Genomic DNA, 18,102 nt, shown 5'->3' with positions numbered 1-18,102 from the left:
AAATTATTCTATGACTGCTAACACAGATTTAGGTTGTAACTTATCTTTGAACCACACAAGTTTTGCAGGACAATCGTTAAGTTTCACGCCAGCTTTTTCTAAATTCAATCGTTCAGAAATTGCTAATATCAAATTATCACAATTTGCTCTACGCACTTGAGAAAACTTCTTTTGTAAATATTCTGGTCGCCAATAGCCGACAATTTCTAATAAGAATATTCTGCCATCAGGATGCACTAATCGAAAGTCAGGAATCATTACACTACCAGGAATTGGAATTAAATCGACTTCGCGTTCTAAAACCCAATTTGTTTTCAATGATTCCCAGCGATCGACGAATGAGGCTTCAAGCATACTATCGTAGGTTTTACCTGTTGGATAGTGCGAAACTAAACCGCATTCGGAATCAAGATTAAAACGACCAGTTTTCCAATTATTTGTATAAAAATCACGAAATTGTAGTGTGGCGCTGAGACTCCATTTAGTCACGTGTAACAGTGCAGGAATCAGTTTTGCGATCGCCAGTCCATATCGAGTACTTGGGCTAAACAAACTCGTAGGACCATCAATTGTAATTGTAAATCCATGCTCTGCGTCACCCTCGATGTAAGCCATTAATTGAAATAATTTTAGATAACGAAATAACAACTTATATTGACCAGGAACATTGCGATGTGCATTAATAATTAGATGACTTGCTTTATAAAAAATTCCTTGTACTTGAGACAAGTTATACCGATGTAATAATTCTTCTGGTGTAGGGGCGTCAAACGAAGTTAAAATTTTATTTTCAGCAAGATCAGCATACAATCCTACTCGAATTTCCTCGGCAATAACTTCTCGTTGTAACTCTTGACTTAGTTGTAAAGCTAAATTAGTAAGTGTTTGCTGACTATTAAAACGACTAGGAACTGTTTGCGCTGCAACTTTAAAAACTCGTTCTCGCAAAACTTGAGGTTCTAGTGGACTAACCACTTCAAATTCACACAAACCTTTTAATAGATGCGCCAAACCGCGCTTAATGCGATAGTCAGGGCTATCTCCCTCAAAATCTTGCAAGCGCTCATTTAATTCACCCTGAGAGTTACCAATGGATTCTTGGAAACAAGCAATCAAATCTGTTGCCAACTCCAAATTCTTAGCATCAATCGCCAATCGCTTCGGAACAATCGTTTCCCCATTCAAGCGATGTGTTAATAAATCAGTTGGTAACATTTCAAACTTGAATTAAGTTGGTAGTTGGTAGTTGGTAGCTGGTAATTGGTAATTGGTGGCACAAACAATATTTATCTACAATTAGCTAACAAAGAAAGGTTGTGATATCTGATCATTCCTAGCTATCCTCTTGATGATCAATATCAACTTTATACAAATCTTGAGACTCAGCAGCCCTGCGTGTAACATGATTCACACCGTAAGTAGTTTGAGAAGGCAAAATCTCTAACTGCTGTATTTCCCCCGCGCCTCTCGCGCCTCTTCTTCTCACTGAAGTTCCCTCTTCTGAAGTATCCTCCGCTACCACTTCATACAACACAGCTAACTTGTCTTTATCTGTACCGCGTCGCAAAACCCGCCCTAAGCGTTGAATATACTCCCGCGCCGAACCCGTACCCGAAAGAATAATCGCCACACTCGCTGCGGGAACATCAACACCTTCATTTAAAACGTGCGAAGCGACTAAAGCACGGTACTCGCCTTCGCGAAATCGCAAAAGAATTTCATGACGTTCTTTAATCGGAGTTTGATGGGTAATCGCCGGAATCAACAACTCTTGTGAAATGCGATACACCGTTGCGTTGTCTGCGGTAAAAATTAACGTACGTTCGGGATAATGTTGTGCAAGTAAATTACTTAATACCCGTAACTTACCATCCGTACCTAATGCGATCGCCTTTGCTGTACGGTGCGCTAACATTGCTTTACGTCCTGCTATCGAACGCGCACTTGCTTGAACAAATAATTGCCAACCTTTTAAGTTCCCTAACTTGATATTTGCTTGCTGTAAAAATGCATTGCGTAACTCGATTGATTCGTTGTAGCGATCGCGTTCGTGTTGCGACAGTTTTACCTTAATTTGAACAACTTCATGTTTGGCTAAAGCTTTACCGGCGAGTTCTTCTGCAGTTTGGCGATAAACTTCGGTTCCAATTAAGTAATTTAAATCTGAGTGCTTACCATCGCTGCGTTCAGGGGTTGCAGTTAATCCTAATCGATACGGTGCGATCGCATATTCCGCGATCGCGCGATTAAAATCAGTAGGTAAATGATGACATTCATCAAAAATCAGTAGTGCATAGCGGTTTCCCAAAGCTTCTGCATGAATTGCAGCACTATCATACGTTGCAACTAATAAAGGAGATTTATCTCGCGAACCTCCACCTAGTAACCCTACTTCTGCATCTGGAAACGCTGCTAATAGTTGAGCATACCACTGATGCATTAAATCTAAAGTGGGAACTACGATGAGCGTACTACGAGGAGTAGAAGCGATCGCAAGTTGAGCTAAATACGTTTTTCCAGCGGCGGTAGGTAAGACAACAACACCTTGACGCCCTGCTTGTTTCCATGCAGTTAAAGCTTGGGTTTGGTGAGGATAGGGTTCCATTGCCAAACTTGAGACAAGTTCCAACGCAATAAACGCTTTGGCTTCATCAATAAAATTAATGTTCTCGTTTTGCAAGGCTTCTACAAGCTGACGATAATCTATTGCTTTAATGCGGAATTTTTCTACTCTGTCATCCCAAGCAGCGTAATCTACCCAAGCCTTACCCTTGGGCGGAGGATGCAAAATTAAAGTACCGCGATCAAAAGATAATGTAGAAATACGTACCATCAACTTATTACTGATCTATTTCCGCTAATTTTAGGAGATGGACAAAGTTGGGGAAATTCACAATGAAACTACTCGGATTAGTTTACTGCGATCTCAGTAATTAGTTCAAAATATATAGAGGTTCAGAACCACGACTCTAACTGATCTCTGACCCCTACTATAAAATAATTCGCAAAGCGATCGCACTCATTACACTTTTCGGGGCAAAATCATTTCATAATGACGTAAACCGAGTCAGTGCAAATTATCCATGTTGCAGAAACAGGAAACGGTTATTGAATTCCGTGATGTTAGTTATAGTCCACAACACCGCGCGATCGTGTCGAATCTCAATTTCTCCATCCGTCGAGGTGAAGCACTGATTTTGCTAGGACGTAGTGGTAGCGGTAAAACAACGACGATGAAGTTAATTAATCGGTTACTCACACCTACTCAAGGTGAAGTCCTATTCGATGGTATTCCAACAAATCAGTGGGATGAAATTAAACTACGCCGCAAAATTGGTTATGTGATTCAAGAAACTGGCTTGTTTCCTCATTTTACTGTGGAACGCAATGTCGGTTTAATTCCTGCTTTAGAAGGCTGGAAACCTAAACAAATCAAAACGCGGGTGTTTGAACTATTAAACTTAGTCGGTTTAGAACCAGAACAATTTGCGAAACGCTATCCGCATGAATTATCTGGCGGACAACGACAGCGGATTGGTGTTGCAAGAGCTTTAGCCGCAGATCCTCCAGTATTATTAATGGATGAACCATTTGGTGCATTAGATCCGATTACCCGCTTAGAAATTCAAAGCGAATTTCGCCGCCTACAACAAGAATTAGGTAAAACAGTTGTTTTTGTAACACACGATATTCAAGAAGCATTTGTCTTAGCATCCCGTATTGGTTTAATGGATACTGGGCGGTTGGTAGTCTTGGGTACGCCAGAAGATTTTTTAGGTTCGCAAGAACCTGAAGCACTCGCTTTTAAGCAATGTTTGCGGGGAATCGCATCCTCAGAAGCATCATTGCCACAATTTTCAGATGGAGATAGCAATAACGGGAAATGGATTTAAGTGAATTTTTCCTTGTTCGATACGCCCCAGAAATTTTGCAAGAAACTGGTACGCACTTATTCATTGTTGCAATTGCAGTTGGTGTTGCTACTTTGATTGGTATTCCTTTAGGAATTTTAATCACGCGCCAAATCCGCTGGCGAAAACCGATTCTTGGTATTGCAAACATCTTGCAGACAATTCCGAGTTTAGCGCTTTTCGGGTTTTTAATTTCTGTACCCGTTATTGGTGGGATTGGAGCGCAAACGGCAATTATTGCTTTAACTTTATACTCTTTTTTGCCAATTATCCGCAATACTTACACTGGAATTACAAGTGTTGATCCGGCAATTCGAGAAGCTGGGCGTGGTATGGGTATGACTGATCGCCAACTGCTTTTACAAGTAGAAATTCCCTTAGCATTAAGCTTTATTTTAGCAGGAGTGCGAGTCGCTACCGTGATTGCGATCGGGATTGCAACAATCGCCGCTGCGATCGGTGCTGGCGGTTTAGGTGTCTTTGTCTTTCGCGGTATTGCTATGGTAAACAATCAACTCATTCTCGCAGGTGCAATACCAGCAGCAATATTAGCAATTTTAGCCGACTGGGGTATTGGTTTATTAGAGCGACGCTTGCTCAAAAAAGGTTCGCAAGCCAGTGTTGAGAGTTTTTAAAGTTTCTTGTATAGAGGATAAATACTACTATAAACTTTTCTTTTACTAATCACTAGCCACTAGCTACTAGTCACTCACTCCTCTTCAATCTCAACTCCCAATTCACGCAACTTTTGCTGTAATACTTCTACTTTGGCTTCCGCCGCATTAGCTCTTTGACGTTCGATTTCAGTTCGTTGACGTTCTTCTGCTTCTGCTTCCTCTGGAGTCGGAACTAATTGACCTTCTGGCGTAAAAAACCGCAATTGTTCGCCCATAATGCCCAAATACAATTGTAATTCGTCACTCCATAGCCATCCTTGCTCATTAGGGATGAGTGCTTCATAGATGCGGTAATTAAGTTTAAAACCCGCAAATTCTAAGGTATAGGGGTCAAACCAGAAGTAATTTGGCGTGCGAAACACATCCTGATACAATTGTTTTTCTAAACCTCGGTCATTTTTAGCAGTATCAGAAAGAATCTCCAAAATAAAGTTAGGATACTTTCCTTCTTCTTCCCAAACTGTCCAGCTTTTTCGCTCTTTACGTTCAGTATTTAAAACAACAAAAAAATCTGGTCCTTTGACATCTTCAGATTTTATCTGACGGATACTGTAGTAAATGCTTAAATTACCTCCAGCAAAAACAATCTTGCCGATTTTGCCATAAGCGCTCTAAGGAAGTTAAGAGTAAGATGAGCTGTCTAAGATGACGATAGGTTTCTAATGGCGGTTCGTTACTTAGTAAGTCAGTAGGAGGATAGGTTGGAGAATGCGTTTGACGGCTTTGTACCATATTACTTAAGCTGAATTGCGCGGGCAAGGCGAATCAAGTTTATTTCTAGTTTAATTCATGAAATTTTTCCTATCAGTAGGCATGAAAAAATTTATTCTTCTTTGCTTTGTGACTTTTAGTTTGATTTTGGCGATCGCTAGTTGTAACCCCAGCACAACAACGGGCGGCGGTGGGGATATTATTGTTGCTTCTAAAGATTTCACTGAGCAAGATATTCTTGGCGAAATGTTGGCTCAACATATCGAAAACACAACCGGATTAAGAGTTGATCGCCGCTTACATTTGGGTGGAACTTTTGTCTGTCACCAAGCCTTACTTGCAGGACAAATTGATACTTATATTGAATACACTGGCACTGCTTTTACTGGTATTTTGAAACAAAAGCCAATTGGCAATCCCCAAGCTGTTTATCAACAAGTGCGATCGTCGTATGCAGAACAATTTAATCTAGAAGTTACTCCACCTTTGGGCTTTGAAAATACCTTTGCTATAATTGTGCGCGGTGAAGATGCAAGAGCCTATAATTTACAAACAATTTCCCAAGCTGCTCAATACACTCCACAATGGCAAGCTGGCTTTGGTTACGAATTTATTCAACGCGAAGATGGATTTCCAGGACTCGCTCAAACCTATGATTTAGAGTTTGCGCGATCGCCCCGAGTGATGGATTTAGGCTTAATGTATCGTGCCTTAGTTGATCAGCAAGTTGATCTGGTTGCTGGTAACTCTACTGATGGACAAATTGCCCGTTTGGATTTAGCAATTCTAGAAGACGATAAAAGCTATTTTCCCCCTTATGAAGCTGCACCCATTATTCGCCAAGCAACTTTGCAAAAATATCCTCAGCTACTACCTGCTATTCAACAACTTGGTGGGTTAATTACTGAAGATGAAATGCGCAGTTTGAATTATCAAGTTGAAGGGGAATTACGCGATATTCAAGAAGTCGTGCGCGAGTTTTTACAAGCTAAAATTCCAGCAAAAAATGTGAAAAAGTAGGCAAAAGGTAGTTGAAATTTAGAGTGGCAACTGATACAATTTATATCATAATGGAAATCTGTGCAAAAATTTTATTCCTGGTTATATTTCCATTATGAAGAAGACCATATTAAAATAATACAACAAATTACAGCAAATGTATACTACCAAATTTTTTTCTAAATATCTTAATCTTCAATAAGATCGTTTCTAACTGCTAACAGCTAGAGAGATGACACATATTTATTACATCAATGGGAAATATATTGCTGCTGACGAAGCTTGTTTACCAATTAACGATTTAGGAATTGTTCGAGGATACGGCGTCTTTGACTTTTTACGCACATACAATGGAGTTCCTTTCAAACTTCGCGAACACGTACAAAGGCTGCAAAAATCGGCAGAGTTAATTGAGTTAAACTTACCTTGGTCAACGTTAGAGATTGAAGCGATCGCTCAAGAGACATTCAACCGCAATCAATTACCTGACGCCAACATTCGTATCATTGCTACAGGTGGTATTTCAACTGATTTTATTACTCCTTCCGGTGAACCCAGCTTGATAGTCATTGTGACTGCTGTAACGGAATATCCTGAAACATATTACACACAAGGAGTCAAAGTAATCACAGTCCAAACTGAGCGATTTATCCCAGGCGCTAAGAGCCTCAACTATATCTCTGCAATTATGGCATTACAACAAGCAAAACAAGCTAAAGCGATTGAAGCACTCTATATAAATCAGCAACACGTTCTAGAAGGAACAACAACAAATTTATTCATATTTCGCAATAATAAACTCATTACTCCAAAAGAAAACATTCTCCAAGGTATTACCAGAGAAGTTGTTTTAGAACTTGCAAAAAACGAATTTGAGATCGTCGAACAGCCAATTTACTATAGTGAGTTAAACAGTTGTGACGAAGCTTTCATCACAGCCACAAACAAAGAGATTATGCCAGTGACGCAAATCGACGATCTCCAAATCTCAAGCGGTAAGCCAGGAAAAAACACCCAACGCCTTATACATTTATTTCGCAACTATACGAGATTTGGTAATTGGTCATAGGTAATCGGTGAGAAAAGTCAGTACAATTACCAGTTACCAATTACCGATCACCACTAATGCCTATAGCCTCCAAGTACAAGCCACTAACGCTTGTCACCATTTTTCTATACTTTATTACTCCTGCCAAACCTGCAACCTCTGCTTATGTTCAACCACTCCGCACCAAACAAGCAATGGTTGTTTCTGCACATCCTCTAGCTAGCGAAGCAGGAGTAGAAATATTACGCAAAGGAGGTAATGCAGTCGATGCCGCAGTTGCAACAACGTTTGCGATCTCTGTTGTTGAACCATTTTCAGCGGGTATCGGAGGGGGTGGTTTTCTTTTACTCCACCAACCAGGGAAAGAAAGCAAAGCTTTAGATTTTCGCGAACGCGCACCCTTAAAAGCAACGCGGAATATGTATTTAGATGCGCAAGGCAAAGTGCGCCCCAATGCTAGTATTGATGGCTATTTATCAGTCGCAGTTCCTGGTACTGTGGCAGGAATGTATCAAGTGCATCGCCAGTATGGAAAGTTACCGTGGGCGACATTAATTGCACCAGCCATTCGCTATGCTCGTGATGGCTTTGTGGTATCGCAAAGGTATACTAGCGCTGCTGAAAGTCGTCAGGAAGCAATTTTAGCAAATCCCGCAGCACGACAAATTTTTACACGCGATCGCAGAATGTACCAGCCAGGCGAGAGATTAATTCAGCGAGATTTAGCAGCAACTTTACAATCAATTGCCAAGAATCCCCAAAGTTTTTATACCGGAAATATTGCGCGGGCGATCGCCTCCGACATGGCAAGAAATGGTGGTTTGATCTCCCTCGAAGATCTTAGAACCTATCGACCGATTTGGCGTACTCCTGTTTGTGGCGACTTTCGTAACTATCGCATATGTTCAATGCCACCGCCATCTTCTGGAGGCGTACACTTATTACAAATTTTGAACATCATCGGTAATACTAACTTGCGATCGCTAGGATGGCGTAACCCTGATGCCCTGCATCTGATGGTAGAAGCCATGCGAATTGCCTATGCAGATCGTTCCGAATATCTTGGCGATCCTGATTTTGTGAAAGTTCCTGTGGCGCAACTTACTAGTCGTGACTATGCTACTCAAAGACGTCAGGAAATCCGTATGGATACTGTACGACGTTCAAGCGAAGTCAAACCCGTAGACAGACAAACGCTACTACGCTACATCAAAGGTAAGGAATCATCCGAAACAAGTCATTTAACAGTCATTGATCCGCAGCGTAATGCTGTCAGCCTCACCTTTACAATCAACTACGGTTTTGGCTCTGGTGTTGTCACGCCAGGAACAGGAATTCTGCTCAACGACGAAATGGACGACTTTGCTGCTGCACCAGGAGTTCCCAACGCTTATGGGCTTGTCGGTGGAGATGCCAATGCGATCGCACCGCGTAAAACTCCTCTATCGAGTATGACACCTACTATAGTTACAGAAAATAATCGCTTGCGCATGGCAGTCGGCGCACCTGGCGGTAGCACAATTATCACGACAGTGTTGCAAATAATCCTCAATGCCCTAGAATACGGCATGGATACTGGCTCTGCAGTGGCTGCACCTCGAATTCATCACCAATGGTTGCCCGATGAGTTACGGATAGAACCTTTTGGTTTAGACTATGCCACGATCGCTGAATTATGTCGTCGGGGACATAAAATCGAGGAACGCTCTACCTGGGGTAATGCAAACGCGATCGTCGTGACTCCTGATAATACGCTAGAAGGTGCTGCCGATCCCCGTGGAGAAGGTTTGCCTAGGGGATTTTGAAATCGCCTTATTTCGACATTTCTGCTTCTACCGCAATCTTTCCAAATTCTGTAGCGCGGGCGCTAGGCACTAAAACCCAACCTTGCTTAATGAGTTTTTGGTAAGTTGCCCAACCTTTAGAACCTCCAGGAATCTGGTAATCGGGTACCGCATACTGCGGAAAATGCGTGTAAGGTTTCCATGGTTCATTTGGGGTAGCTTGCAAATACAAGACTTTCTCGCCATCTGTACCGGATTTCGATAGCCAGCACAATTGTCGAGGCATAGGCACTCCTTGTCTCAAATAACGGCATTAAACGCAATGTGCTAATTTCCATTTAGCAAAAGCTTGTACCCAGGCTGACAACTTTAAAGAATTATGTAGCCTCAAGCTTATAAATGTTTAAGCATACTAATTGACGTTTGTCAATATTAACGTCTTGCAGTCAAGATACTTTTTCCTTTAAGTTTTGTATATCTGTCTAGAGTAAGAGTTCACGTTTAACATCTAGCTCGAGTACTGGGGATCGCCCTGTAGTAAGGTTTTACAATATCGAAAGTAGAGGGCAGAGAGAGGGTAGGCGGGAAGATTAAGAGAGTTATGAATGTTGAGTGTTGAGTGTTGAGTTAAGAATGCCATCAAGGTCTTCTCATAACTCATAACTCATAATTCAAAACTTTATTACCCACACTCCCACTCGCCTACTCTACAACGCTCCTACTCTTCCACTCATCACTAGCAACTAGCCTCTTGCAAAACATGATTTACGGTTTGGCGAATTTCTGCCACTTTGTGAGAGTAAGTTTCATCAGATAGAACAGCTTGCGAGTTTTCTAGAAAAATTGTTTGTACTATGTCAATCCAAGACTTACAACCCCCATATTCTGCACTGTAGGGAATATGCACTTGAGGAAGGATGTAGGTTCGTAGCAGCAATATGTATAATGGCTGGCGCGATTTCCATTTCAGGCGATCGCTAATAAACTTTTCATTCCAGATATGAAATGGCAACAATGCTTCTACTGCTGACGGTTGGTTAACAGGCACAATATCAGTAATTTCTGCCCAACTACCAATACGCACAGTTTCAGGATGCCAACCAGAAGGTACCGGAGTTACAGCCTGAGCATATTCTGGTTTTAACAGCGCAGGTTGCTGATGTTCGTAGGTGGGATACAGCAAAACACGACCGTAAGCAACCCGAAAGTGCCCACCTTGTTCGTGAATACCACCTTTGCGTAGCAGCACGATCGTTTTAGCTTGCTCTAGCGCTTCAACTGCTACAGCCCATTCTTTGAGTGCATGGGAAGTATTTAATTGCATATGTATTCAGTAGAAGGGGTCGGGGGTCAGGGATAGTTTCTGAACCGAAGATCTGCAAAGTGCGTTTCCTGGCAAATTATGACTGAATATTATTTTAGTTAATTTATGTCAGTACAGTTTTGGATGTCAGCGATCGCAAAATTCACACGATCTCTTGCCAGAAAAAAAGAGGTGGAGAGCAAATATTATCCCCACCTACTTTGTTACTAAATTACAGTTAGTTTAATGACGAAAAATGAATACTACTTACCACTCAGCATTACGTTGAGGTTTAAAAGGTTCTCCGGTAAACGGTTGAACTCCTGTCGCTGGATAAGCATCATCGCTTGGTCCAAAAATTCGCGTGACAGCTTCAGAAATATAGCGAGCTATGCTGTCGATCGTGCGATAAATACTCATAGGATCATTCTCCTAATGATGATTATGAGGAAGTCAGTTTTTGATATGTGTAGTTTAATTCCCTTCTGCTTCAATTATGATACTTGCTTAATTCTTTGCACGGATTTGTAATGCTTATTCTTTTATGTTTGCAATACTTTATTGGGAGTTAGAGGTTAGGGATCAGAAGTTAAACTTTCTTTGTTGAGTCATGTGTACCAACTCAATTCTATATGAAATATTAGGTGTGGGTTAGGCAACTTGAGCTACTTACTAACCAATAAATTGACTTACTTAGAGGGAAAAATATAGTAAATTTGACTACAAACGAATGTAAATTAAGTGAGTACTTTATGTAAAGATTGCCGAGCTTTAAGCTAAAAGTCCGGTATCTGGCAAACAATTACAGCTTAGCTTGACAACATTTTGGTGAATTGCACTATAATTAAACAAACTACACAATTGCTGTGCAATGACACCCTCCCTGGATTGCGTACCAACTCAGGAACTGACGTTAACTGCAGAAGATTACAGTCTGCTGACAGATCTTTATCAGTTGACAATGGCAGCTTGCTATACAGGTGAAGGGCTAGAGCAAAAATGGGCAAGTTTTGAACTGTTTACCCGCCGCTTACCTGATGATTTCGGTTACTTGATTGCAATGGGATTAGCTCAAGCATTAGAGTATCTCGAAAATTTACACTTTAGTGCAGCGCAGATATCCGCTTTAAAAGCAACCAAAATTTTTAATAACGCACCAGAAAGCTTTTGGACGCTGCTAAAATCAGGACATTTTACCGGAGATGTTTGGGCAGTACCCGAAGGAACCGCCGTTTTTGCGAATGAACCACTTTTGCGAGTCGAAGCGCCGCTATGGCAAGCACAGCTAGTGGAAACCTATCTACTTAACACACTTAATTTTCAAACACTAGTTGCAACACGGGCAGCACGACTGCGAGATATTGCCGGATCGTCTGCAACACTTTTGGAATTTGGGACGCGACGGGCTTTTAGTCCGCAATCTTCATTATGGGCAGCACGGGCAGCGCTAGCTGCTGGATTAGATTCTACCTCAAATGTGTTAGCTGCGCTGCAGCTTGGTAGTCAACCGAGTGGGACAATGGCGCATTCTTTAGTAATGGCGATCGCTGCAATCGAAGGCACAGAAGATCAAGCTTTTACAGCCTTTCATCGCTATTTTCCAGGCGCCCCCTTGTTGATTGACACATACGATACAGTAGCAGCTGCCGAACGTTTGTCCAAAAAAGTTCAAGCAGGAGAAATGCAACTTGCGGGAGTGCGCTTAGATTCGGGAGATTTAGTCACGTTGTCGCAACAAGTGCGATCGCTTTTACCCGAAGTCAGTATTTTTGCTAGCGGCGATCTTGATGAATGGGAGATTGCCAGACTAAAAGCGAGTGGTGCAGAAATTGATGGCTATGGTTTGGGAACGCGCTTAGTGACAGGTACACCTGTCAATGGAGTCTACAAAATTGTCGAAATTGCCGGCATCCCCGTTATGAAACAATCGAGTGGTAAAGCAACGTATCCTGGACGCAAACAAGTTTTTCGGAGTTTTGAGGGTAATCAAGCAATCAAAGACTGTTTAGGCTTAGTTTCAGAAACCGATGCACAGCCATTATTGCAACTAGTCATGCAGCAAGGCAAACGAATTCATCTGCCAGAGTCAATCACACAAATTCGCGATCGCACCGCTAAATCAGTTGCCAGTTTACCTGATTTTGTCAAGCAACTTGATCATCCGACACCTTTTCCTGTAGAAATATCTCCCGCCTTGCAGCAATTGACTGAGAAAACTCGGCTAGCTGAGACAACCGTAACTGCTTATAGCAGGGTTCAGGGTTCAGGGTTCAGGGAACGCTAACACAGACCTTCGGTTCAGAGTTAACGCAGGTTCGATCGCCAATAGTAAATCTAAACTTTAAAAATGCTCAAAATTGCGTTATTTGGTACAAGTGCTGATCCTCCTACCGCCGGACATCAAGCAATTATTAGCTGGTTATCACAATGCTACGATTGGGTGGCAGTATGGGCAGCAGATAATCCCTTTAAATCTCACGGTTCACCTCTAGAACATCGCGCTGCCATGCTGCGGTTGCTGATTGAGGATATTAATCCTCCTCGCTCTAATATCGGCTTACATCAAGAATTGAGTAGTCATCGCACGCTAGAGACAGTCTATAAAGCAAAACAACACTGGGGTAAGAACACAGTCTTTACACTTGTTATTGGTTCTGATTTGATCGATCAGTTACAACAATGGTACGCCATTGAAGAATTGTTGCAACAAGTTCAGTTATTAGTCGTACCGCGACCAGGATATGAAGTAGAAGACAGTGACTTGCAACCGCTAAGACAGTTGGGCGCGGAGGTGGCGATCGCCAATCTAACTGCACCTGATGTTTCCTCAACAGCGTATCGTGAAAGTGGAGATGCCGAAGCGTTAACACCTCCTGTAGAAGCATATATTCATCAACAGCATTTGTACGAATGCCAACACGCAGCCAAAGAAAAATTGCCGATGTAGTTAAACCACAGCCTTTAGCAGATTTTAAGGTTGGGGTAGACAACGCGATCTTTTCCGTTGACACTGCCCAAAATCGGCTTTTAGTCCTACTAGTGATGCGACAGCAACAACCTTTTTTAGGTCAATGGTGTTTACCTGGAACCTTGGTACGCCAAGGCGAATCGCTAGAGGATGCAGCGTATCGTATTTTAGCAGAGAAAATTCGAGTCAAAAATTTATACTTGGAGCAACTGTACACCTTTGGCGGACCCTACCGCGATCCTCGTGAGGAAACAGATAAAGTACGCTATCTTTCAGTAAGTTACTTTGCGTTAGTGCGCTATGAAGATGCGGAACTGATTGCCGATGGAGTGAGTGGAATCGCTTGGTATCCAGTGAAACAAGTTCCACAACTAGCATTTGATCATAATGAAATTTTAGCTTACGGACATCGCCGACTCAAAAATAAATTGGAATACAGCCCTGTCGCGTTTGATGTCTTACCAGAAGTTTTTACACTCAACGATCTATATCAATTTTATACCACAGTATTAGGTGAATTCTCTGATTATTCAAATTTTCGTGCCCGACTTTTGAAACTAGGCTTTTTGTGCGATACAGGGTTGAAAGTCTCACGCGGTGCAGGACGTCCCGCAAGTTTATACCGCTTTAATGCTACCGCCTTTGCTCCCTTTAAAGATAAACCTTTAGTATTTATTTAGCGATTAGCAGAACTAACGACTCCAACACAACTGTTACTTCCTTTATCTTCATTTACTAGTCACTAGCCACTAACTACTTAGTATGAAAATTGCGATCGCTCAAATTAATCCTACTGTTGGTGATTTAGCAGGTAATGCGCGAAAAATTCTCACAGCTGCCCAAGATGCAGCAGCGCAAGGTGCAGACTTATTATTAACACCTGAACTTTCCCTATGTGGCTACCCACCTAGAGATTTATTACTCGATCCGAGTTTTATGACAGCGATCGCCTCAACCCTACAACAACTCGCACACGACTTACCACCCCAGCTAGCAGTCTTAGTTGGTTGCGTTGAACCTAACGCCCAAGCACAGATTTCTGGTGGTAAACCTTTATTCAACAGCGTTGCTTTACTTCACCAAGGAATTCAGCATTTTCACAAACGCCTTCTTCCCACCTACGATGTCTTCGACGAAAATCGCTACTTTGAACCTGGGCAAGAAACTAAATTTTTTACGATTAATCCCTCACCCCTCACTTCTCGCCCCTCATCCCTCAAAATCGGTGTTACCATCTGCGAAGATTTGTGGAATGATGAAGAGTTTTGGGGAAAACGTCACTATGCAGTCAGTCCAATTACTGACTTAATTGAGGCAGGCGTTGACTTAATTGTGAATTTATCAGCTTCTCCTTACAGTGTCGCTAAACAACAACTACGCGAGGCTATGCTGAGTCATGCTGCTAGCCGTTATCGTTGCCCAATTCTGTACGCCAACCAAATTGCTGCTAATGATGACTTGATTTTTGATGGTTGTAGTGTCGGATTTAACCGTAATGGTGAGATGGTATGCCGCGCCGCTGCGTTTGAGCCAGAGTTACTTTTTGTTGAATTTGATGAAGAAAAGCAAGACTTACAACCTAGTATAATTGCCTCGATGCCAGAAAATAATGATGCCCAAATCTGGCAAGCTCTAGTGTTGGGCGTAAAAGATTATACCCGTAAGTGTGGCTTTTCTAAAGTTGTCATTGGTTTAAGTGGGGGTGTTGATTCTGCATTAGTAGCTGCGATCGCCACAGCAGCCCTTGGTAAAGAAAATGTCTTAGGCGTATTGATGCCTTCGCCCTATAGTTCTGAACATTCAATTAAAGATGCGTTGCAACTTGCCGCAAATTTAGGAATCCAAACACAAATCATACCTATTGAAGAGTTAATGCAAGGATATGACAGAACTTTAGCATCTTTGTTTGCTGATACGGAGTTTGGACTTGCTGAAGAAAATATTCAGTCGAGGATTCGCGGTAATTTGTTAATGGCGATTTCCAATAAATTTGGACATCTACTACTATCTACAGGAAATAAATCAGAAATGGCCGTCGGCTATTGCACCCTGTATGGTGATATGAATGGTGGCTTAGCCGTTATTGCTGATGTTCCTAAAACCCGCGTTTATTCTTTGTGTCGTTGGTTAAATCAAGACTTAGAAATTATTCCAGGAAATATTCTCACTAAAGCCCCTAGCGCCGAATTAAAACCTGGTCAAGTCGATCAAGATTCTTTACCATCATATGATGTACTTGATGATATTTTAGAGCGCTTTATTTGCAATCATGAATCTGCTAGTCAAATTACACAGGCAGGTCACGATCCAACAATAGTAGATCGCGTCATTAAAATGGTGGTACGGGCTGAATTTAAGCGCCGTCAAGCACCACCAGGGCTAAAAGTTACCGATCGCGCCTTTGGTACAGGCTGGCGAATGCCAATTGCTAACAAATGGGTATCCACAAGTAACTGCCCAACGAATACTCTTGAGCAAACTAGCCTTACCTCACAAACCTCAGCCTAATGCCTGGTCTAAAGCCGCCAATTCTTCTACGCACGGGATAGCGGTTATTATGGATACGGCGACGGTGGAAACTACCAGTATACAAATGATAAAAAGGATCGGCACGGTAAGCAGTATTGACACGCTGTCGATAGAATCTGCGCGATCGCGGCAATCCATGCAGGCGACCAAAATCTGATGTGTAAACTCTACCGCGATACCCAGCACTATTATTGTAAGACTGTTGTGCTATGAGTATTGAAGTATTTGCTTGCAAGGGCATACCTTGGACAGGACAGGATATTCCACTAACTAGGGCAATAATTCCTAAGGTAGCGATGACTCTACAAATGAGTAGCATGACCCTTTCTTGGCTATCTATCTCCTAATATATCAAGATTAGAAATACTCCTCCACCAAAGCGATGAACTTCACATAGATCTCAATATTCAAGCGATTAGCACTAAGTCATTGATGATTGGCAAACCAGTTATATCTTAATAAAGATAAACAGCTCCTGTTCTGCTAATGTTAACAACACGATATCCTTCTTCTTTAGTTGGCTGAACAAGGACTGTTACTATATTATTTCTGACAGAAACAGCATAAGTAAGATTAACTTCATCTCCTGCTCCTGCCTTTGGTGAGGGATCGTAAACTGCTATGTTCATTGGTAAAATAGCTTTGTTGAGCTGAACTTGGTCGCCAACAATCAAATCCGCTTCGGCACGATCATCTAAAAAGTTATACTTGAGCGGCATCTCAGTTTGATTTTCTAAAATAACTGTCACAGGCATTTTTGGATTGACCCGCGCTCGTGGTTGCCAGTATCCAGGTTGATAAGTGCGTGCAGGTAGAGTCTGGGCAATTACAGGTACGAATGAGTTAAGCAATAACGCAGTTCCAGCAAGGCACAACAACTGTGCCCAAGCTTGCGATCGCATATATTTACCTACCTTGGTAGAATTAAATTTTATACTTCAGACAAAATTATTATCTCAGACTGCTTCAGCACGAAATAGAAAATTTCAGACTAAATTTATTTCCTTCGTTACTATATTCTCTTTTCATCAAAAGAATGCTGCGACTACCAGCGAATTGATGTTCGTTTTGCTAGTCGGGTTGTGTAACTACCGTTGCACACTAGTGATGCTCTTGCAACCAGCGCGTAGCGAAACCTAGGTGATAATTTAAGTATGAATAGATTTAATGAACTAACGTAAATATTGATGTCTGCTGTCTTGCTGCAAAACGTTCATAAGCTTTACAACAACATTCCTGTTGTTAATGACCTCTCTTTTACAATTCAACCTGGAGAAATGTTTGGTTTGCTAGGACCAAACGGCGCCGGTAAATCAACAACAATTCGGATGCTGACAACTTTAACGAAACCATCTCAAGGGCGGATTGAAGTCGCAGGGTTTAATGTCATGCGTCAATCACTGCAAGTAAAGCAGTGCATTGGAGTAGTTTTGCAACAAACGAGTGTTGATGGCGATTTATCTGTGTGGGAAAATATGGAGTTGCATGGCAGACTACATCACATTGATAATCCTCAGCGTCAGCGACTCATGAGCCAATGGCTGGAGTACGTAGAACTTGCAGATCGACGAGATGCTCTTGTGAAAACATTGTCTGGTGGTATGAAGCGCCGCTTACAAATTGCTAGGGCATTGTTACATCAACCCCAAATTTTATTTTTAGATGAACCAACAGTAGGACTCGATCCGCAAACTCGGCGACGTTTGTGGGAAATCATTCTTGATTTAAATAAGCAGGGAATGACAATGTTACTGACAACGCACTACATGGAAGAAGTCGAGTACTTATGCGATCGCATCGGCATTATGGATAATGGCAAACTGATTTCCCTAGGAACGCTACAACAGTTACGTGCCAAACACGGAGAAGGATTAGCGATCAAACAAACAGATACGAAGGACGCAGGGCGCTGGGAATATCAATTTTTCCCCACCCTAGAACAAGCCAACGCCTACCTTGACCAGCAAAAAGATAAAACTGGCATTATGGTACGTCCCTCAAACCTTGAGGATATTTTTGTCGAACTCACCGGACGCCAACTCGATTAGTTATACAGTTGAGGGAGACTTCTTGTGCAGAGGGTAATTGGATAGTAGAGTAGGCAGGTAGTTGGGTAAGAGAGAACAGTAGTAAAGCGATCAAATCTCTTCCACACTCCCATACTCGCACACT

17 protein-coding genes and 1 pseudogene are annotated in these 18,102 nt (G+C 42.0%); 10 read left to right on the top strand and 8 right to left on the bottom strand.

Annotation, left to right across the window (positions count from 1 at the left end):
* Positions 1–3 precede the first annotated feature (3 nt).
* Both CSQ79_RS17645 and CSQ79_RS17640 read right to left on the bottom strand, forming a co-directional pair.
* Complete coding sequence (locus tag CSQ79_RS17645) at positions 4–1,215, bottom strand: DUF790 family protein (protein WP_099702475.1); 1,212 nt, start codon at positions 1,213–1,215, stop codon at positions 4–6.
* A 118-nt stretch (positions 1,216–1,333) separates the two neighbouring features.
* Positions 1,334–2,833, bottom strand: a complete 1,500-nt coding sequence (locus CSQ79_RS17640; protein WP_099702474.1) for a DEAD/DEAH box helicase — start codon at positions 2,831–2,833, stop codon at positions 1,334–1,336.
* 250 nt (positions 2,834–3,083) lie between these two features.
* Between CSQ79_RS17640 and CSQ79_RS17635 the strand changes: the two genes are divergently transcribed.
* Both CSQ79_RS17635 and CSQ79_RS17630 read left to right on the top strand, forming a co-directional pair.
* Positions 3,084–3,893 carry an ATP-binding cassette domain-containing protein gene (locus tag CSQ79_RS17635; protein ID WP_099702473.1) on the top strand — a complete coding sequence of 270 codons (810 nt, stop codon included), beginning with the start codon at positions 3,084–3,086 and terminating at the stop codon, positions 3,891–3,893.
* Positions 3,884–4,546, top strand: coding sequence for an ABC transporter permease (locus CSQ79_RS17630; protein ID WP_099702472.1), 663 nt, complete (start codon positions 3,884–3,886; stop codon positions 4,544–4,546). Before CSQ79_RS17635 ends, CSQ79_RS17630 begins: the two co-directional genes overlap by 10 nt.
* A gap of 74 nt (positions 4,547–4,620) precedes the next feature.
* Here the strand turns inward: CSQ79_RS17630 and CSQ79_RS17625 are convergent.
* Positions 4,621–5,320, bottom strand: a pseudogene (locus tag CSQ79_RS17625) (Uma2 family endonuclease).
* A gap of 81 nt (positions 5,321–5,401) precedes the next feature.
* Here CSQ79_RS17625 and CSQ79_RS17620 point away from each other — a divergent pair.
* The 3 genes from CSQ79_RS17620 (at position 5,402) to ggt (ending at position 9,151) form a co-directional block, all read left to right on the top strand.
* Complete coding sequence (locus CSQ79_RS17620) at positions 5,402–6,319, top strand: glycine betaine ABC transporter substrate-binding protein (RefSeq protein ID WP_099702471.1); 918 nt, start codon at positions 5,402–5,404, stop codon at positions 6,317–6,319.
* Between the two features lie 211 nt (positions 6,320–6,530).
* The gene (locus CSQ79_RS17615; protein WP_099702470.1) at positions 6,531–7,367 is read left to right on the top strand and encodes an aminotransferase class IV; all 837 of its coding nucleotides are present in this window, start codon (positions 6,531–6,533) and stop codon (positions 7,365–7,367) included.
* Between the two features lie 56 nt (positions 7,368–7,423).
* A complete protein-coding gene (gene ggt, locus CSQ79_RS17610) occupies positions 7,424–9,151 on the top strand; it encodes a gamma-glutamyltransferase (protein WP_099702469.1) in 1,728 nt (575 codons plus the stop codon).
* A gap of 7 nt (positions 9,152–9,158) precedes the next feature.
* Here ggt and CSQ79_RS17605 read toward each other — a convergent pair whose 3' ends face one another.
* The 3 genes from CSQ79_RS17605 to CSQ79_RS28000 all read right to left on the bottom strand — a co-directional run bounded on the left by CSQ79_RS17605 (position 9,159) and on the right by CSQ79_RS28000 (position 10,853).
* A complete protein-coding gene (locus tag CSQ79_RS17605) occupies positions 9,159–9,416 on the bottom strand; it encodes a hypothetical protein (protein WP_099702468.1) in 258 nt (85 codons plus the stop codon).
* 450 nt (positions 9,417–9,866) lie between these two features.
* A complete protein-coding gene (locus CSQ79_RS17600; protein ID WP_099702467.1) occupies positions 9,867–10,454 on the bottom strand; it encodes a DUF1802 family protein in 588 nt (195 codons plus the stop codon).
* 246 nt (positions 10,455–10,700) lie between these two features.
* The gene (locus tag CSQ79_RS28000) at positions 10,701–10,853 is read right to left on the bottom strand and encodes a hypothetical protein (RefSeq protein WP_289501264.1); all 153 of its coding nucleotides are present in this window, start codon (positions 10,851–10,853) and stop codon (positions 10,701–10,703) included.
* Positions 10,854–11,304: 451 nt separating this feature from the next.
* Here CSQ79_RS28000 and CSQ79_RS17595 point away from each other — a divergent pair, with 451 nt between their 5' ends.
* The 4 genes from CSQ79_RS17595 to CSQ79_RS17580 all read left to right on the top strand — a co-directional run bounded on the left by CSQ79_RS17595 (position 11,305) and on the right by CSQ79_RS17580 (position 15,909).
* Positions 11,305–12,717: a nicotinate phosphoribosyltransferase gene (locus tag CSQ79_RS17595; protein ID WP_099702466.1), complete on the top strand. Its 1,413-nt coding sequence runs from the start codon at positions 11,305–11,307 to the stop codon at positions 12,715–12,717.
* Between the two features lie 63 nt (positions 12,718–12,780).
* Positions 12,781–13,380 carry a nicotinate-nucleotide adenylyltransferase gene (locus tag CSQ79_RS17590; protein ID WP_099702465.1) on the top strand — a complete coding sequence of 200 codons (600 nt, stop codon included), beginning with the start codon at positions 12,781–12,783 and terminating at the stop codon, positions 13,378–13,380.
* Positions 13,344–14,081 carry an NUDIX hydrolase gene (locus tag CSQ79_RS17585; protein WP_099702464.1) on the top strand — a complete coding sequence of 246 codons (738 nt, stop codon included), beginning with the start codon at positions 13,344–13,346 and terminating at the stop codon, positions 14,079–14,081. Before CSQ79_RS17590 ends, CSQ79_RS17585 begins: the two co-directional genes overlap by 37 nt.
* A gap of 82 nt (positions 14,082–14,163) precedes the next feature.
* Positions 14,164–15,909, top strand: a complete 1,746-nt coding sequence (locus CSQ79_RS17580) for an NAD+ synthase (RefSeq protein WP_099702463.1) — start codon at positions 14,164–14,166, stop codon at positions 15,907–15,909.
* On the opposite strand, the gene CSQ79_RS27105 is transcribed toward CSQ79_RS17580, so the two are convergent.
* Together CSQ79_RS27105 and CSQ79_RS17575 are read right to left on the bottom strand one after the other, a co-directional pair.
* Positions 15,887–16,249, bottom strand: coding sequence for a hypothetical protein (locus CSQ79_RS27105; RefSeq protein ID WP_143755471.1), 363 nt, complete (start codon positions 16,247–16,249; stop codon positions 15,887–15,889). The genes CSQ79_RS17580 and CSQ79_RS27105 overlap by 23 nt on opposite strands.
* 136 nt (positions 16,250–16,385) lie before the next feature.
* Positions 16,386–16,832: a hypothetical protein gene (locus CSQ79_RS17575; protein WP_099702462.1), complete on the bottom strand. Its 447-nt coding sequence runs from the start codon at positions 16,830–16,832 to the stop codon at positions 16,386–16,388.
* Positions 16,833–17,117: 285 nt separating this feature from the next.
* Between CSQ79_RS17575 and CSQ79_RS17570 the strand changes: the two genes are divergently transcribed.
* A complete protein-coding gene (locus tag CSQ79_RS17570; protein WP_099702461.1) occupies positions 17,118–17,978 on the top strand; it encodes an ABC transporter ATP-binding protein in 861 nt (286 codons plus the stop codon).
* Positions 17,979–18,102: the final 124 nt, after the last annotated feature.

This window comes from Gloeocapsopsis sp. IPPAS B-1203, assembly GCF_002749975.1.
Taxonomy (GTDB): Bacteria; Cyanobacteriota; Cyanobacteriia; order Cyanobacteriales; family Chroococcidiopsidaceae; genus Gloeocapsopsis.
This window is presented reverse-complemented; position numbering and strand designations above follow the sequence as displayed.

Bases quoted from the DNA above. Each gene is read 5' to 3' on its own strand.
- CSQ79_RS17645 (WP_099702475.1), bottom strand. From the start codon at position 1,215: ATGTTACCAACTGATTTATTAACACATCGCTTGAATGGGGAAACGATT.
- CSQ79_RS17640 (WP_099702474.1), bottom strand. From the start codon at position 2,833: ATGGTACGTATTTCTACATTATCTTTTGATCGCGGTACTTTAATTTTG.
- CSQ79_RS17635 (WP_099702473.1), top strand. From the start codon at position 3,084: ATGTTGCAGAAACAGGAAACGGTTATTGAATTCCGTGATGTTAGTTAT.
- CSQ79_RS17630 (WP_099702472.1), top strand. From the start codon at position 3,884: ATGGATTTAAGTGAATTTTTCCTTGTTCGATACGCCCCAGAAATTTTG.
- CSQ79_RS17620 (WP_099702471.1), top strand. From the start codon at position 5,402: ATGAAAAAATTTATTCTTCTTTGCTTTGTGACTTTTAGTTTGATTTTG.
- CSQ79_RS17615 (WP_099702470.1), top strand. From the start codon at position 6,531: ATGACACATATTTATTACATCAATGGGAAATATATTGCTGCTGACGAA.
- ggt (WP_099702469.1), top strand. From the start codon at position 7,424: ATGCCTATAGCCTCCAAGTACAAGCCACTAACGCTTGTCACCATTTTT.
- CSQ79_RS17605 (WP_099702468.1), bottom strand. From the start codon at position 9,416: ATGCCTCGACAATTGTGCTGGCTATCGAAATCCGGTACAGATGGCGAG.
- CSQ79_RS17600 (WP_099702467.1), bottom strand. From the start codon at position 10,454: ATGCAATTAAATACTTCCCATGCACTCAAAGAATGGGCTGTAGCAGTT.
- CSQ79_RS28000 (WP_289501264.1), bottom strand. From the start codon at position 10,853: ATGAGTATTTATCGCACGATCGACAGCATAGCTCGCTATATTTCTGAA.
- CSQ79_RS17595 (WP_099702466.1), top strand. From the start codon at position 11,305: ATGACACCCTCCCTGGATTGCGTACCAACTCAGGAACTGACGTTAACT.
- CSQ79_RS17590 (WP_099702465.1), top strand. From the start codon at position 12,781: ATGCTCAAAATTGCGTTATTTGGTACAAGTGCTGATCCTCCTACCGCC.
- CSQ79_RS17585 (WP_099702464.1), top strand. From the start codon at position 13,344: ATGCCAACACGCAGCCAAAGAAAAATTGCCGATGTAGTTAAACCACAG.
- CSQ79_RS17580 (WP_099702463.1), top strand. From the start codon at position 14,164: ATGAAAATTGCGATCGCTCAAATTAATCCTACTGTTGGTGATTTAGCA.
- CSQ79_RS27105 (WP_143755471.1), bottom strand. From the start codon at position 16,249: ATGCTACTCATTTGTAGAGTCATCGCTACCTTAGGAATTATTGCCCTA.
- CSQ79_RS17575 (WP_099702462.1), bottom strand. From the start codon at position 16,832: ATGCGATCGCAAGCTTGGGCACAGTTGTTGTGCCTTGCTGGAACTGCG.
- CSQ79_RS17570 (WP_099702461.1), top strand. From the start codon at position 17,118: ATGTCTGCTGTCTTGCTGCAAAACGTTCATAAGCTTTACAACAACATT.